At 66.9% G+C, this 16,122-nt stretch carries 12 protein-coding genes; 5 read left to right on the top strand and 7 right to left on the bottom strand.

Annotation, left to right across the window (positions count from 1 at the left end; all coding sequences use genetic code 11):
• Positions 1-47 precede the first annotated feature (47 nt).
• Positions 48-941, bottom strand: a complete 894-nt coding sequence (locus C1927_RS15995) for a LysR family transcriptional regulator (protein ID WP_079222839.1) — start codon at positions 939-941, stop codon at positions 48-50.
• Between the two features lie 114 nt (positions 942-1,055).
• On the opposite strand from C1927_RS15995, the gene C1927_RS15990 reads away from it, so the two are divergent.
• Positions 1,056-1,814 carry an SDR family oxidoreductase gene (locus C1927_RS15990; RefSeq protein WP_079222838.1) on the top strand — a complete coding sequence of 253 codons (759 nt, stop codon included), beginning with the start codon at positions 1,056-1,058 and terminating at the stop codon, positions 1,812-1,814.
• A 118-nt stretch (positions 1,815-1,932) separates the two neighbouring features.
• On the opposite strand, the gene C1927_RS15985 is transcribed toward C1927_RS15990, so the two are convergent.
• A complete protein-coding gene (locus tag C1927_RS15985; protein WP_079222837.1) occupies positions 1,933-3,333 on the bottom strand; it encodes a serine hydrolase domain-containing protein in 1,401 nt (466 codons plus the stop codon).
• Positions 3,334-3,617: 284 nt separating this feature from the next.
• Here C1927_RS15985 and C1927_RS15980 point away from each other — a divergent pair, with 284 nt between their 5' ends.
• The gene (locus tag C1927_RS15980; RefSeq protein WP_079222836.1) at positions 3,618-4,946 is read left to right on the top strand and encodes an MFS transporter; all 1,329 of its coding nucleotides are present in this window, start codon (positions 3,618-3,620) and stop codon (positions 4,944-4,946) included.
• Positions 4,947-4,982: 36 nt separating this feature from the next.
• Positions 4,983-5,339 carry a DUF1304 domain-containing protein gene (locus C1927_RS15975; protein ID WP_079222835.1) on the top strand — a complete coding sequence of 119 codons (357 nt, stop codon included), beginning with the start codon at positions 4,983-4,985 and terminating at the stop codon, positions 5,337-5,339.
• A 143-nt stretch (positions 5,340-5,482) separates the two neighbouring features.
• Here the strand turns inward: C1927_RS15975 and C1927_RS15970 are convergent, their stop codons facing one another.
• Together C1927_RS15970 and C1927_RS15965 are read right to left on the bottom strand one after the other, a co-directional pair.
• Positions 5,483-7,960, bottom strand: a complete 2,478-nt coding sequence (locus C1927_RS15970) for an acyl-CoA dehydrogenase (RefSeq protein ID WP_108747206.1) — start codon at positions 7,958-7,960, stop codon at positions 5,483-5,485.
• A complete protein-coding gene (locus tag C1927_RS15965; RefSeq protein ID WP_108747205.1) occupies positions 7,957-8,874 on the bottom strand; it encodes an alpha/beta hydrolase in 918 nt (305 codons plus the stop codon). The genes C1927_RS15970 and C1927_RS15965 overlap by 4 nt, the downstream gene beginning before the upstream one ends.
• 141 nt (positions 8,875-9,015) lie before the next feature.
• On the opposite strand from C1927_RS15965, the gene C1927_RS15960 reads away from it, so the two are divergent.
• Positions 9,016-9,618, top strand: a complete 603-nt coding sequence (locus tag C1927_RS15960; RefSeq protein ID WP_079222832.1) for a TetR/AcrR family transcriptional regulator — start codon at positions 9,016-9,018, stop codon at positions 9,616-9,618.
• Between the two features lie 159 nt (positions 9,619-9,777).
• Here C1927_RS15960 and C1927_RS15955 read toward each other — a convergent pair whose 3' ends face one another.
• From C1927_RS15955 to C1927_RS15945, 3 genes are all read right to left on the bottom strand, one after another.
• Positions 9,778-12,729, bottom strand: a complete 2,952-nt coding sequence (locus tag C1927_RS15955; protein ID WP_079222831.1) for a TonB-dependent receptor — start codon at positions 12,727-12,729, stop codon at positions 9,778-9,780.
• Between the two features lie 379 nt (positions 12,730-13,108).
• Positions 13,109-13,966, bottom strand: a complete 858-nt coding sequence (locus C1927_RS15950; protein WP_108747204.1) for a hypothetical protein — start codon at positions 13,964-13,966, stop codon at positions 13,109-13,111.
• A gap of 119 nt (positions 13,967-14,085) precedes the next feature.
• Positions 14,086-14,979: an Hsp33 family molecular chaperone HslO gene (locus C1927_RS15945; protein ID WP_079222829.1), complete on the bottom strand. Its 894-nt coding sequence runs from the start codon at positions 14,977-14,979 to the stop codon at positions 14,086-14,088.
• Positions 14,980-15,056: 77 nt separating this feature from the next.
• Here C1927_RS15945 and mtgA point away from each other — a divergent pair, with 77 nt between their 5' ends.
• Complete coding sequence (mtgA, locus tag C1927_RS15940) at positions 15,057-15,812, top strand: monofunctional biosynthetic peptidoglycan transglycosylase (RefSeq protein WP_108747203.1); 756 nt, start codon at positions 15,057-15,059, stop codon at positions 15,810-15,812.
• Positions 15,813-16,122 lie beyond the last annotated feature (310 nt).

Genomic DNA, 16,122 nt, shown 5'->3' with positions numbered 1-16,122 from the left:
CTGCCCAGCGGGGAGGGGGTTTTTTTATGGGCGACCGCAGGCAGACTCTACCTGTGCGGCGCCGGAGGAAAGCGCTCCACCAGGAAGTCGACGAAGCTGCGCAGGCGGGTGGATGGGTAGCGGTCGTGGGAATAGACCACGTGCATCGGCCGGCCGGTCCGGCCATGTTCCGGGAACAACTGCACCAGGCGTCCGGCGGCGACGTCGGCAGACATCAGCTGGTTCGACTGCAGCACGATGCCCAGCCCATGCAGCGCCGCCGCACGCAGCGCTTCGCCATTGTTGATCTGCAGGCGCGCAGCGGCGATATGCTCCAGCCCGCCAGCATCGCCCTCCAGCCACTGCGCCAGCGCGCTGGGACTGAATGACAGGCACTGGTGCGCCGCCAGGTCGGCGAGCGTACGCGGCGTACCGTGGCGGGCAAGGTAGGCCGGCGAGGCGCACATCATCAGCCGGTAGGGCGTCAGCGGGCGGGCGACCAGCGTGCTGCTGTCGGCCAGGGTGCCGATGCGCAGCGCGGCCTCGACGCCGTCCTCGGCCAGGTCGACCACGCGGTCGCTCAACGTCGCCTCCACCCGCACGTGCGGATGGCGCTGCATGTACTCGGCCAGGGCAGGCACCAGCGCGTGCGTGCCGAAGATCACCGGCGCGCTGATGCGCAGCGTACCGGCCGGTGCCAACTGCTGGTGCGCGGCCTGCGCATCGGTCTCCTCGACCAGCCGCAGGATGTCCTTGCAGCGCGCGTAGTAGTCCTCGCCGAAGGGCGTCATGTGCTGGCGGCGCGTGGTGCGGCTGAGCAGCTGCATGCCCAGCCGCGTTTCCAGTGCGCGCAGGTGCTTGCCGGCCATGGTCGCTGAGATGTCCATGGCCGCCGCCGCTGCACTGAGACTGCCCCTGTCCACGATCAGCACGTAGACCTGCATGCTTTCCAGCAGGTTCATCTGACACCCCGGGTGTTGAATGCTGAAACCTGCGCGGAGTTTATCAATCAGGGGTGATCACAGAGCATGCGTTGCACGGGCCGGATGTGCCGGCGATGCAGATGGGAGAACACCATGGATCTGAAGCTTGAAGGACGGACCGCGCTGGTGACCGGCGCAGGCAGCGGCATCGGCGCTGCGGTTGCGCGGCAGCTGGCGGCGCTCGGCGTACGCATCGCGATCACCGCGCGGCGGCAGGAGCCGCTGCAGACGCTGGCGGCGGAGATCGCCGCTGGTGGTGCAGCCGCGCCGCTGATCCTGCCGGGTGACCTCACCGACGCCGCGCAGCTGGCACGCATCGCCGCCGGGGCGCAGGCCGCGCTGCAGCGCGTGGACATCCTGGTCAATGCCGCCGGTGGCTCGCGGCCGACGTCTGTCGACGCCGCTGATGACGTATGGGACGAAGCGATGGCGCTGAACTTCTCCGCGTCGCGGCGGCTGACCCAGGCGCTGTTGCCCGGCATGCAGGCGCAGGGCTGGGGGCGGGTGATCAACTTCAGTGGCTCGATGGAGCCGCGTGCGGTGAATGCCGCCACGGCGGCGAAGGCCGCGCTGCACCTGTGGAGCAAGGGCCTGTCATCGCAGGTGGCGGCGCAGGGCATCACGGTCAACACCCTCGCGCCCGGGCGCATCAACAGCGCGCAGATCCTCAGCCGCTTGCATCCCACCGAGGAAAGCCGGCGAGCGTTCATCGACCGCAACATTCCCATCGGCCGCTTTGGCGAGCCGGAGGAGGTGGCGCCACTGGTGGCGTTTCTCGCGTCGCCGCTGGCCGGCTACATCACCGGCGCGGTCATCCCGGTGGATGGCGGCATGCACTACTTCGCGCACTGACCCTGCGTCTGCTTCACCGCCGTGGGTAGAGTCGACTGTCAGTCGACTGCTTTTCGATCCGGCACCGCGGGAGTCGACTGACAGTCGACTCTACCCATCACCGGCAAGGCAACCGCGCTCAGCGCGGCGAGGCCACGGCACGGTTGCCCGAGGCGCCCTTGCCCTTGCGCTTGTCCTGCTGCGCCGGGGTCGCGCCCTCGGCCATCAGGCTGTCGCTGCCGAAATCGGTGTCCACGTCCAGCCAGCGCTGCGCCGGCAGGCCCAGCGCCGAATCGAGCACGGTCGGCAGCAGGCCGCTGGGCAGGCCGCTCTCGCCGTTCCACAGGATGGCGATGCCGAGGTCACGCTCCGGCACCAGTGCGACCAGACCGCGATAGCCCTGCACCGCACCGGCATGGAAGACCACGTCGTGGCCGGCGTAATCGAAGGTGCGCCAGCCCAGCGCGTAGCCGGCCGAGTGCAGGCGCTCACGGCGCCAGCCCGAGCGCATCTCGCCCGGGGTGTTGATCAGGCTCGAATGCAGGGTGGCCAGCAGCGGTGCCGGCAGCACGTCGGGGCGATGCCCGGTGTGTGCCAGCAGCCACTGCGCCATGTCGCTGGCACTGGCGTTGACGCCGGCGGCCGGGGCGACGCGGTAGTAGGTCGGCTTCGGCGTCAGCGATACCCAGCCATTGCGGCTGCGCACGTGCGGGCGCGCCCAGCGCGAGCTGGCCTGGATGCCGGCCAGGCCGAGGCTGGCATCGTTCATGCCGAGCGGCTTGAAGATGCGGCGCTCGACCGATTGTTCGTAGAAGCTGCCCGAGGCGGCATAGACCACGTCGCCGATCAGGCTGAAGGCCACGTTCTGGTAGGCGTAGCAGTCGCCCGGCAGGCACTTCAGGCTGGTGTTGGCCAGCTTCTGGGTCAGCGAGTAGTACTCGGCATTGCCTTCGATGTCGCGGTCGTAGGCGTTGTAGGGCAGGCCGACGCGGTGGCTGAGCACATCGGCAACGGTCAGGCGGTCGGTGGCTTCGGGCGAGTTGAGGCGGAAGCCCGGCACGTAGTCGGTGACCTTGCTGTCCCAGCGAAGCGTGCCGTCGTTGACCAGCAGGCCGGCCATGGTGCCGGCGAACGCCTTGGACAGCGACGCCAGGCGGAAGACGGTATGCGCGTCGACCGGCAGCGGATTGTTGACGTCGGTGACGCCGTAACCGCGCGCGCTGAGCACGCGGCCGCCCTGCACGATGGCCACGGCCATGCCTGGCACGCGCTCGCCATAGGTGAGCTGCTGCGCCATCGATTCGATGTGGGCGACGTTGAAGCCTGCGGCAGGCAGCTGTACCTGCGGCACCAGGCCGGTGCGGTACGCCGCCGGCTGGGTGTGGGCGATGCCCGGGCCCGCGGCGGTTTCGATGTTGGTCGGCATCGGCGGCAGGGCCGGCGGTGTCTGCGCGGTGGTGGACAAGGCCACGGGCATCAACATGCCCAGCAAACCGGTGGTCGCCACCCGGACCGGGCGACGCAGGTTGTTCATTTTCATCGGTTGGACCCGTGCGCGACTGCTGTTTGTGATTCTAGCGCCGCTTTTCGCCTATGCACAAACAAAGCGAAGATGAATGCGCATCTATTTGAAAAAGTTGGATTTTTGACGCTCGGTGACGGCCTCCGGACACACCTGCAGCGCACCCGTGCTGCGACCCCGCGGCCGCGTCCGCGCACGGCGCGCTGGCGATGTTGCAGTGCATTGTCTAACGTACGCGCTTCACCGCCCCCGGAGCCCGACATGCCGCCATCCAACCGCCGCGTCCCGGCCAGGGCAACCGCGTGAGCGCGGCCGCGGGCAAGGGGCCGTTGCGCGGGCTTGTGGCAGCGCTGCGTGAATCGCCAGCGCTGTGGTGGTCGTTCCTGTACTTCTTCTGCCTGCTCAGTGGCTACTACGTGCTGCGCCCGGTGCGCGAGGCGATGGCAGCGTCGTCCGATCTGGAGACGGTGTTCCCGCCGCTGCTGATCGGCTGGTTCGCCAGCCATGGCATCGCCCTGAAGGATTTCGTCCTGCAGTTCCTGTTCACCTGCGTGTTCCTGATCATGCTGGTGCTGCAGCCGGTCTACGGCTGGCTGGTCAGCCGCTTCCCGCGGCGGGTGTTCCTGCCGGCGGTCTATGGCTTCTTCATCGCCACGCTGCTGGTGTTCTACGTGCTGTTCGACAGCGGCGTGCCGGGGCGGGGCATGGCCTTCTTCCTCTGGGTCATGGTCTTCAACCTGTTCGCGGTGGCCGTGTTCTGGAGCTTCATGGCCGACGTGTTCTCCAACGTGCAGGCACGCGCCTGGTACGGCTACATCGGCGCGGCCGGCACCGTCGGTGCCTTCCTCGGCCCGATCCTCACCAGCGCGCTGGTGCAGCGCGTGGGCATCGCCAACCTGATGCTGGTATCGGCCGGCTTCCTGGTCGTGTGCCTGTTCTGCATCTGGCGGCTGCGGCACTGGGCGGTGCTGCGCGAGCGCGAGCAGCAGCTGGTGTCGGGCGAAAAGCCGATGGGCGGCAGCGTGCTCGATGGCCTCAAGCTGATCGTGCGCGAGCCGCTGCTGCGCTGGCTGGCGGTCCTGGTGGTGTTCGGCGTGGGCGTGGGTACCCTGCTGTACAACCAGCAGGCCAGCATCGTGCGCGCGGCCTTCAGCGACCCGGCGGCCAGCACCGCGTTCTTCTCGCGCATCGACCTGGCGGTCAATGCGCTGACCCTGCTGCTGCAGCTCAGCCTGACCCGCTGGCTGCTGTCGCGCCATGGCATCGCACCGGCGCTGCTGATTCCCGCCTTTGCCATCCTGATCGGCTTCTCGGTGCTGGCCGCCTCGCCGTTGCCGATGATGGTGGCGGTGGTGCAGGTGCTGACCCGGGCCAGCGAGTTCTCGCTGTTCAAGCCCGCCCGCGAGACCATCTACACCCGTGTGGACCGCCAGTGGCGCTACAAGGCCGGCGCGGCCATCGACACCGTGGTCTACCGCGGTGCCGACCTGAGCTTCACCTGGGTGCACAAGGCGCTGTCGCTGTTCGGCTCGCATGTGGTGTTCGCTGGCGGCATGCTGGTGGCGGCGTGCATGACCCTGGCCGCGTTCGGTGTGCTGCGCGAAGAGAAGAAGCTGCCGCGCGACCGCTGAGCCCATCATCCCGTCAACCCATCCAAGGAATCCTCCATGTACTGGATCGCACTCGCCCTGACCCTGCTGGTCGCACTGCTGCACGTCTACTTCCTGGTGCTGGAGATGTTCCTGTGGACCCGCCCGCTGGGCCTGAAGACGTTCCGCAACACCCCGGAGAAGGCGGAGATCACCCGCGTGCTGGCGGCCAACCAGGGCCTGTACAACGGCTTCCTCGCCGCAGGCCTGTTCTGGGGCCTGTTCGACCACCTGCCGATGCTGGTGAATTTCTCGCTGGGCTGCGTGATCGTGGCCGGCTGCTACGGCGCGTGGAGCGTCAACAAGCGCATCTTCTTCATCCAGGCCGTGCCGGCGCTGCTGGCGGCGGTGGCCTGGTGGTTCGTGCCGGCCTGATTGCCTGATGGCGCTGCGCGCATCCACCCATGGGGTGGCTCTACTGCGGTAGGTAGTGCCACGCCATGCGTGGCTCCGCAACATGCAGACAAAAAAACGGCGGGCCGAAGCCCGCCGTTTCCGTATGCGCATGACGCAGGCGATCAGGCTGCCTGCGAATGCGGGTCCTTGTGCTGGCGGTCGTAGTAGCTGGCCGCACGCAGTTCGTGGGTGTCGAAGTCGTCCACGGTGATGGTGTCCAGGGTCAGCGTGCGCAGTTCTTCCAGCAGGCTGCGCTCGTCCTGGGTGATCACGCCTTCAGCCACGGCTTCGTCCAGCTGCGCCTTGAAGTCCAGCGCCTCGATGCCCTTGCTCTTCAGCGCCTTCAGGAACTTGCGCTCCACCGGCTCGGCCATGATCGCCTTGCTCAGGTAGCTGTTGATGCGGCCGCCCGGGTTGTTCTCGCACGGGGTCAGGAACACGCCGCTGGCCAGGCGGTCGCGCGCCTCGTTCGGGGCCATCAGCAGGGCCGCAACGCGGCGGCTCAGGCGGTCGCCCGGGGCTTCGGCACGGCGGCCCAGCGGGAAGATCAGCGCCCACATCAGCCAGCCGATCGGACGGATGGGGAAGTTGCGCAGGGCCGCCGACAGCGACTCTTCGATCTTGTGCACGCTGTCATGGAAGGCCCAGGCCAGCAGCGGCTGGTCGGCCTGCGGTGCGCCTTCGTCCTGGTAGCGCTTGAGCATGGCGCTGGTCATGTAGACATGGCTCAGCACGTCGCCCAGGCGGCCGGACAGCGATTCCTTGAACTTCAGCTTGCCGCCGAGGGTCATCATCGAGATGTCGGCCATCAGCGCCAGGTTGGCCGAGTAACGGTCCAGCTTGCGGAAGTAGCGGCGGGTGTAGGCGTCGCCCGGGGCGGCGCCGAAGCGTGCGCCGGTCAGGCCGAACCAGAACGAACGCACGGCATTGGAGATGCCATAGCGGATGTGTCCGAACAGGCTGCGGTCGAAATCCTGCAGGCCGGCACGGGTGTCCGGATCCTGCGCGGCCTTCATTTCCTTCAGCACCCACGGGTGGCAGAGGATCGCACCCTGGCCGAAGATCAGCAGGCTGCGGGTCATGATGTTGGCGCCTTCCACGGTGATCGCGATCGGCGCGGCCTGCCAGCTGCGGCCGGCGAAGTTGCGCGGCCCGAGGATGATGCCCTTGCCGCCGATGACGTCCATCATGTCCGAGATCACTTCACGGCTCATGCTGGTGCAGTGGTACTTGGCGATCGCCGACGGCACCGACGGCACGTCGCCACGGTCGACCGCGGCGGCGGTGGCCTGCGACAGCGCGCTGATCTTGTAGGCCTTGCCGCCGATGCGGGCCAGCGCTTCTTCCACGCCCTCGAAGCGGCCGACCGACAGGCCGAACTGCTTGCGGATGCGCGCGTAGGCGCCGGTGACGGCTGCGCCGGCCTTGGCACCGCCACTGGCGGTGGAGGGCAGGGTGATCGAGCGGCCCACGGCCAGGCACTCGTTGAGCATGTTCCAGCCCTTGCCGGCCATGGCGGCACCGCCGATCAGCTGGGTCAGCGGGATGAACACATCCTTGCCCTTGATCGGACCGTTCTGGAAGGTCGAGTTCAGCGGGAAGTGGCGACGGCCGATCTCCACGCCGGCGGTATCGCGCGGCAGCAGGCCCAGGGTGATGCCGATGTCGCGGGTTTCGCCGATCAGGCCATCGGGATCGTACATACGGAAGGCCAGGCCGATCAGCGAAGCGACCGGGGCCAGGGTGATATAGCGCTTGTCGAAGGTCAGCTTGACGCCGAGCACCTGCTCGCCGTTCCACTCGCCCTTGCAGACGATGCCGTAGTCGGGAATCGAGGTGGCGTCGGAGCCGGCGAACGGACCGGTCAGGCCGAAGCACGGAACCTCGCGGCCATCGGCCAGGCGCGGCAGGTACTGGTCCTTCTGTTCCTGGGTGCCGTAATGCACCAGCAGTTCACCCGGGCCCAGCGAGTTCGGCACGCCGACGGTGGAGCTGACCACCGAAGACACCGACGCCAGCTTCTGGATGACCTTGTGGTGGGCCAGCGCGGAGAAGCCCAGGCCGCCGTATTCCTTCGGGATGATCATGCCGAAGAACTTGTTCTTCTTGATGAAGGCCCACAGTTCCGGCGGCAGGTCGGCATGGACGTGGGTGATTTCCCAGTCGTTGACCATGGTGCACAGCTCTTCGACCGGGCCATCGAGGAAGGCCTGCTCTTCGGCGGTCAGCTGCGGCTTGGGGTAGTTCAGCAGGATGTTCCAGTCCGGATCACCGGTGAACAGCTCGCCTTCGAAACCGACCGAGCCGGTTTCCAGCGCGATGCGCTCGGTCTGCGACAGCGGCGGCAGCACCTTGCGGAACACCTTCATCATCGGGCCGGTCAGCAGCGGCTTGCGGATGAACGGCAGCAGCAGCGGCACGGCGATGACGGCCAGCACGGCCGCAGCGACGATCGTGGCGGTCTGGTTGACGTAGGGCACGAACCAGCAGGCCGCCAGCAGCGCCAGGCTGATCAGCGTCCAGGTCAGCAGGCGCATGCGGTGGTAGGCGACGAACGCGCCTGCCAGCAGCAGGGCGAGGAAGGGAAGAACGATGCTCATGAGCGTGCTCCGGTGACGTGCTCGTTTGTGGCGGACGAAGCTGCGGCATCCACCGCAGGCAACACGTCCAGATAGTCCAACACAGTAGCGGTAAAGGCGTCGTTGTCATCACCGGCGACCATGTGCGTGGCCTGCGGCAACTGTACGTGGCGCGCGTGCGGCGCCAATGCCAGGAATTCGGCGACGGTCTGCGGCGTGACCAGATCGCTGCGGCCACCACTGACCAGCAGCAGCGGGCACTTCACCTGCCGCGCGGCCTCGGCCAGCGCGTCCTGGTGCTGCTCGCTGTCGCGGGCCAGTTCGGCCACCAGGCGCGGATCCCAGTGCCAGCGCCAGCGGCCGTGGCCATCCTCGCGCAGCAGCGCACGCAGCGACTGCTCGGATTTGCGCGGGCGGTGCGGCATGTATGCCGAGATGACATCGGCGGCCTGGGCCAGCGAGGCGAAGCCATCGGGATGGGCAGTCATGAAGGCGAGGATGCGCTCGACGCCGGCGGTGTCCCAGCGCGGGGTGATGTCCACCAGCACCATCGCCGAGAACAGGCCGGGCCAGCGCGATTCGGCGAGCAGGCCGAACAGGCCCCCCATCGAGGCGGCCACCAGCACCGGCGGGCGCGGCTGCTCGCCGGCCAGCACGATCAGGTCATCAGCGAACTGTTCACCGTGGTAGGGCAGGTCGGCGGCGTTCCAGTCCGAATCGCCGTGGCCGCGCGCATCGTAGGCCAGCGTCTGCAGGCCGGCGGCGGACAGTGCCCGGGCGGTCGCATTCCACGCGTGGCGGGTCTGGCCGAAGCCATGCGCGAACAGCACGCGGCCGCGGCGACCGTGGTCGCTGGCGGTGGCCGCCAGGCGGGCGCCATGGGCCGCCTCCAGGCGCAGGTCATGGAACGCAGCGGGAGTAGGGGACGTAACCATACTCGCTAGTATGGATGGCTGGTGATGGAAGTCAATACCATGCAGTATGGTGCGCTGCGGAAGGTGCCATCCCCCGTGCCGCGACGGTTTCGGCCGCAACGGCGTACTGCAACGAACCCCGCCGTATGGTTAAATCACCCCATGAATCAACCTGACGCTTCTGCCGGCGAACCGCGTGCCGGCCGCAACAGCCGCCTCAGTGCCGAAGACTGGGCACAGGCGGCCCTCGACCTGATCGCTGAACAAGGTGTGGGCGCCGTCGCGGTGGAGCCGCTGGCGCGCCGCCTGGGCGTGACCAAGGGCAGCTTCTACTGGCACTTCCCCTCGCGCGATGCGCTGCTGCAGGCCGCGCTGGAACGCTGGGAACTGTTCGAACAGGAGCAGGTGTTCGGCAGCCTGGAAGATGTCCCCGATCCGCGCGCGCGCCTGCGCCAGCTGTTCCAGATGGTGGCCCACGAAGTGCAGCCGCACATCATCTACAGCGAGCTGCTGAAGGCGCTGGACCACCCGATGGTGCGGCCGGTGATCGACCGTGTCTCGCAGCGCCGCCTGGATTACCTGGTGGCCTCGTTCCGCCAGGCCGGGCTCAGTTCGACCGATGCACGCCACCGCGCGCGCCTGGCCTACGCGGCCTACGTCGGCTTCCTGCAGCTTTCGCTGCAGCTGCAGCAGCCCAAGCAGGCACGCGAGGATTTCGAGGCCTACGTCGAGCACCTGATCGAAACGCTGATCCCGAACGGCTGAGTCGGCCGCGCCGGGTACCTGCACGAGGCCGCAGTTCCGCTGCGGCCTTTTTCGTGCCTGTCGTTTCTGCCACGTGTCCTGCGTGGCCGGGGCGCCCCAACAGAAACGGGGCCCCGAAGGGCCCCGTCCTGGTGTTTTACTACGCTTGCCCGGCCTTGATCAGAAGCGCTGGGTGTACTGCATGAACAGGTAACGGTCGTAGTCCAGCATCGGGTCGATCGACGACGAGCTGTTGTTGGTCAGCGAGATGGTGATCGGCGGCTGCTTGTTCCAGATGTTGCGGGCACCGACGGTGACCGAACCATTCCAGGGGGCAGCCCAGGTCAGCGAAACGTCCTGGAAGCTGATCGAACCCTTCTTGTTGGCGCCCACGCCACCGCCCCAACCGTTGTTCGGGGTGCGGTAATCCGGGTCGTTGCACGAGTCATCGTCGTAGCAGAAGTCGCGGTAGCCGCCGTAGTAGCGCAGGTTCCAGCTGGCCGACAGGTCGCCCTTGGCCCAGTTGACGCCGAAGGTGGCGCGCACGCGCGGCGAGTTCCAGTAGCCGGCGTACTCATCCCACGGTGCGCCGTTGTCGGACTGCTGGCGCAGCGAGACCAGGTAGTTGCTGTCCAGGCGGAGCGAGAACTGGCCGGCTGCGAACTCCGGCAGGCGGTAGTTGGCGACGAAGTTGTAGCCTTCGGTTTCCAGGGCGCCCAGGTTCGCGTTGCCGCGGCTCAGGGTCACGATCTGGCCGGTGGTGGCATCACGGCTGTAGTTACAGAACGAGGTCACGCCGTTGTAGCACTGGTTCAGCACGTAGGTCGCGCTGACCGCAGTGATCACGTTGGAGATGCTGATCTTGTACCAGTCCAGCGAGAAGTCCAGGCCCTGCACCCAGCGCGGGCTGAAGACCAGGCCCACGGTACGGGTTTTGCTGTATTCCGGCTCGAGGTCGGCGTTGCCGACGCCCGCCTGGAACGGCGCATTGCCCTGGGTTTCACGCGCGGCAACCGGCACGCCAGCGTTGTCGGTCTGGCGGAAGGTCGGTGCCAGGCCTTCGCCGGCGCAGCGGGCAGCCGCAACCGGGTTGGACAGCTGGCCGAAGCGGGCATCGCACGGATCGGTCAGGTCATCGAAGGTCTGCGAGCCGCCACCGAAGGTGTCGTCCAGGGTCGGGGCACGGAAGCCCTTGCCGTAGGTGGCACGGACCAGCAGGTCTTCAACCGGCTTCCAGGTCAGGCTGAACTTGCTGTTGGTGGTGTCGCCGAAACGGTCGTAGTCCGAGTAGCGGGACGCGACGTCGAACGACAGTTCCTTGGCGAACGGAACGTCCTTCAGCAGCGGGATCATCAGCTCCAGGTACACCTCGTCGGTCTTGTACTTGCCGGACGTGGCGCCTGCAGCCAGATCGGTGGTGTAACCGGCGGCCGACAGCTGGTCCGGGTTGTCGTAACCGGACACTTCACGGTGCTCGACGCCTGCCGCGAAGGCGAACTCGCCTGCGTCGCCCGGCATGTCGAACAGACCACCGGTGATGTTGGCGAAGTACTGCTTGCTGACGCTCTGCTGGGTCGCCTGGCCGAGCGTGTTGATGTACTTCAGCGCGTCGGCGGTGGAGGCCGACGGGCCGCCCAGCACGTCGAACGGGGTGCACTGGCCGGCCGACAGGCTGGTGCCCAGCGCGATCGGGTTGGCAGCGGTACCGCACTGGACCACGCCCTGTGCATTGAGGAACGACGGGCCCAGGGCCTTTTCCAGTGCCAGCAGGTTGAGGTTGCCGGTGCTGATCTGGGTGACATCGAACTTGTTGTAGTTGATGCCCGCATCCCAGTTCCAGCCATGGGAGCCCACATCGAACGCGCCTTCCAGGGCGGCATCGAAGTGGTAGCTCTTCACGTCGTTGCGCGAGATGCGCGGGATTTCGATCGTGCGGCGGAACCAGCTGGTGATGTCCTGGCCGACCGGGTTGTAGTAGCTCTGGCCGCTGATGTAGACCGGGTAGGTCGGCTGCGCGTTGGCGCTCATCGGGTAGCCGGCGACCTGGCGCTCGGAGTTGCGCTCGGAGTACATGACCGTGGACTTGAAGGTCACGTAGTCATTGATCTCGAAGCTGCCGGCGGTGAAGATCGACTTCGTTTCGGTCTCCTGCGCCAGCATCATCTGCTGGGTGGAGTTGAAGCGGTCGTCGGTGGTGACGCCGGTGTGGTAGTTGGCCAGGTTGCGCGAATCCGCGCCGACGCCCACGCCATCCCAGGTGCCGCTGTGGTTCAGGACCCACTGGTTCGGGGTCCAGGTGCCGTTGGCGGCATCGACGATGTTGCCGTCGTCATCCAGGTAGTTGCCGGCACCGACGGTGCCTGCGGCGCGCGGGTCATTGAAGCGGCCCCACGGGCCGGTCGCGCTGAGTGCATCCAGCTCGCGACCCGGGCCGTAGGTGGTGCGGGTCAGCGCACGGTCCTTGGAGAAGACCGGCTTTTCCTTCGTGTAGCTGGCGCCGAACAGGATCGAAGCGCGATCGCTGGAGGCACCCATGGTGAAGGAGTAGGCTTCCTTCTCACCGTCGCCACGGCCGTTCTGGCCGATCAGGGCCGAGACTTCCGCGCCTTCGAAATTGGTGCGCAGGATGATGTTGACCACGCCGGCGATGGCGTCGGAGCCGTAGATCGCCGAGGCGCCATCCTTCAGCACTTCGATGCGCTCGATGAGCGAGGCCGGGATGGTCGACATGTCGGTGAAGCCAGCCAGGCTGGACGTCCAACGCTTGCCGTTGACCAGCACCAGGGTGCGCTGCTCGCCCAGGTTGTACAGGTTGACGTACTGGCCGCCCTGTTCCGGGTTGGAGGTCAGCACGGCGGCCTTGCTGAAGGTCTGGGTGCCGGAGACGGTGAGGTTCTGCAGGATGTCGCCGACGCTGACCAGGCCGGACTTCTTGATGTCCTCGGAGGACACCGTGAAGATCGGCTGGGCGGTTTCGACGTCAACCGAGCGGATGCGCGAACCGGTGACCTGGATGCGATCCAGGTTGGTCGCACCCGAGGTGGCCTCCTGGGCCTGGGCGGTCGCGACGGATGAACCGGCGACCAGCGCGATGACAACCGCATCGCGCAGCTTGTTGGACTTGAAATTCATTGGCTCTCTCTCTCCAAGGAAATCTTGGCTGGGTTATTGCCTGCGTGCGGGGCGAAAAAGGCCGCTCCAAAAAACGCGAGGCTGAATCGATAGTAACGGCGGCTTCCGAAAAATTAAAGCTGCGTTAACAGCGCGCCGGAGCCCTCAATTCAGGGCTACGGAATCTTTTCGATTCAATGACTTGTGGTACATGACTGAGACACAGCCGGGCGCTGAGTATCGTTTTGTCAGGAAAAAAGTTTCTGTTGATATATGTCGTGATGTTTCGCCATGTATCAGGCGGAGCCGGCATCAGCCGCGTCGTTACGCGCGGAAACAAGAAGGGCGCCCCGCAGGCGCCCTCTGTTCCATCCGTCGATGTATCACGCGCTTGGACCGCTTACAGGTCCTGCTCGTAGCGGACGTACGGCACGGTGCCGTCGTCGTTGCTTTCGTTGCGCGGGGAGAACGGATTCTTGCCGCGGCTGATCACGTTCTCGGCGCCGACGGTCAGTTGCCCCGACCACGGGGTACGCCAGGTCAGGCCGATGCCCAGACCCTCCCACTTGCCCGGCTTGCCGGGAACGTCAACCACGCGGCCGATGATGCTGCCGGTGAAGTTGCCGTAGCCGGCACCCAGGCTCAGGCTCTTGCTGTCCCAACGGTCGACCAGTGCCGGCGATGCATCGGAAATCGGCACCAGGCGCGCCTTGGCGTAGGTACCGGCGATGGAGACGAAGCCTTCGCGGCCGATGTTGCGCTGGGCGAACACGGTCAGGTCGTTCTGCTCGGCGCGCAGGGACGGGGTCTTGTTCGGCGAGGCCAGCCAGGCCGGCAGTGTCTCGCGGCTGGTACCGGCGGTGATGCCCAGGCGGTTGACGCCCCGGTTCAACGCGGCGGTGCCGGTCAGGCGACGGGAGTTCGGGCCGATGCCGTCATCGTCATCGCCGAGGCTGGCCAGCATGCACTGGCTGGCCAGGCCGCTGATGCTGGTGCCGCTGCTGCTGTTGCACAGCAGGCCCAGCGAATCGCCCGAGGACAGGCCGAAGGCGGCGTCCAGCGAGTTGCGGCCGAAGTGCCAGCGGGCACCGGTGGCCTGTTCACCGGTCGGTTCCAGATACAGCAGGGCCTCGACCTTGCCGCTGCCCTTGTTCCAGACCGGCAGCACGGTGCGGGTGTCCTTGCTCTGCGCATGCGCGCCCGTGATCGCGCCAAGGGCGATCAGCAGGGCCAGCGGTAGACGCAGGAAGGTACGCATCGGACCAGTTCAGACAGGGATGATCAGCGGAAGTTCCCGCTGGGGCGGGAACTCGATCCTAGGGTGTTTATGAAATCTTAACAAGCCTTGATCCTCCCCAGAACACAAGACCTGCTCATTCATTGAAGTCGTTCAGGTGCCGGTACAGTCCCCTCGGCACCGTGGAACAGTATGCCGAACTCCGTCAAAGGAAAGTGATACTCCCGTCCGCAGAATTCGCAGCGCACGTCCACCGAACCGGTGTCTTCGGCGGCCGCGCGGGCCTCTTCCTCACCCAGCGAGACCAGCATCGAGGCCACCCGCTCGTGCGAGCAGGAGCAGCCGAAGGCCAGCGGCCTGCTGCCCATCAGTTCCGGCTTCTCCTCGTGGAACAGGCGGTGCAGCATCTGCTCGGCCGGGGTCGCCAGCAGTTCGGCCTTGCCCAGGGTGTCGAACAGGGCGCTGGCGCGGGCCCAGCCGTCGTCGTCGCCTTCGTCGCCGGGCAGTTTCTGCAGCAGCAGGCCCACGGCGCCGTTGCGGTCGGCGGCCAGCAGCAGGCGGGTCGGCAGCTGCTCGGACTGGCGGAAGTAGTCCTCGAAGGCCTCATCCAGCGCCGGCGCGGTCAGTGCCACCAGGCTCTGGTAGCGCTGCGGTTCGCGCGGGTCCAGGCCCGGGTTCTCGATGGTGATCGCCAGCAGGGCATCGCTGCCCAGGCTGGACAGGTCGCGCGGCGCATCGGCGCCGTCGGCCAGCTGGGCGATGCCGCGCAGGGTGCCGGCGGCGGTGCACTCGGCAAACAGGGTGCGCAGGCCGGTGTTGCTGCGCAGCTGGATGGACAGTCGGCCGTCCACCTTGGTGTGGCCGGTGAACAGGGCCGAGGCCACGCAGGCCTCGCCGAGCAGCTCGGCGGCGTTGTCCGGGTAGACGGCGTGGGACAGGATTTCCTGCCAGGTGGCCTGCAGTTGCACGTGCACGCCACGGACGCCGGCGTCGGGCAGCAGGAAGCGGATCAGGGAATCGGGTTGGGCGGTCATCGGCTCACTTCGCGCGTAAACAGGGGCGGTTGCCGGATAATGCGCCGACAACCAGGCATGAGAAGGATGCATCAGTAATGGGGGCAGGGGGAGAGCAGGACAAGGTGGAGGCCGCAGGGGCCGCAGCGACCACGCCGGCGCGCCGACGCTGGCGGTGGAAGCGGTTGCTGTGGCTGCCGGTGCTGTTCGTGGGCTTCAGTTGCCTGCAGGTGCTGGTGCTGCGCTTCATCGACCCGCCATTGTCCACGGTGATGCTGTGGCGCTACGGCGAGGCGTTGGGCGAGGGTGACTGGTCCTACCGGCTGCATTACCAGTGGCGCGACCTGGACCAGATGGCCCCGAGCCTGCCGATCTCGCTGGTGGCGGCCGAGGACCAGCGCTTCCCCGACCACAATGGTTTCGACCTGCAGGCCATCGAGAAGGCGCGTGACCACAACGCCAAGGGCGGGCGCCTGCGCGGGGCCAGCACGATCAGCCAGCAGGTGGCCAAGAACCTGTTCCTGTGGCAGGGCCGCAGCTGGATCCGCAAGGGCCTGGAGGTCTGGTACACGGTATTGATCGAGGCGTTCTGGCCGAAGGAACGCATCCTGGAGATGTACGCCAACATCGCCGAGTTCGGTGATGGCGTGTACGGCGCACAGGCAGCGGCACAGAAATTCTGGGGCAAGGACGCGGCGCGGCTGGCACCGGGTGAAAGCGCCCGACTGGCGGCGGTGCTGCCGGCGCCGCGGCGGTACAACGCGGCCAAGCCGGGGCCGTACGTGCAGCGGCGGGCGGCGTGGATACAGCGGCAGGCCCGGCAGCTGGGCGGGGCGGGGTATCTGGAGGAGTGACGGTTGATCGTTTCGCGGCGCCTTCCGGTTCATGGGTGAGGCGGAGGGCTACCGCAGGCAGGACACGCGGTAAATACGTCCATGTAGCTCGTAGGCGCCGTCCATGGCGCCTACGGTCCTGCCTGCGGTAGCCCTCCGCCTCCGGACAGTTTCCTGCGCGCGCGGAACGAGAGCGGGAATTCAAAATCAAAAGAAGAAGCAGGATCAAAAGCTGTGGCAACCAAGGTTGTCAGCTACCAAAAGCGAGGGGCTGCGCGTGTATGCACCGCGCTCGCGGGAACGTGTCCAGAGGCGGAGGGCATGGCCGTGC

Source organism: Stenotrophomonas sp. ZAC14D1_NAIMI4_1 (assembly GCF_003086775.1).
In the GTDB taxonomy this organism is placed as follows: domain Bacteria; phylum Pseudomonadota; class Gammaproteobacteria; order Xanthomonadales; family Xanthomonadaceae; genus Stenotrophomonas.
The sequence above is the reverse complement of the archived record's forward strand: the minus strand, read 5'-3'. Positions and strand labels throughout refer to the sequence as shown.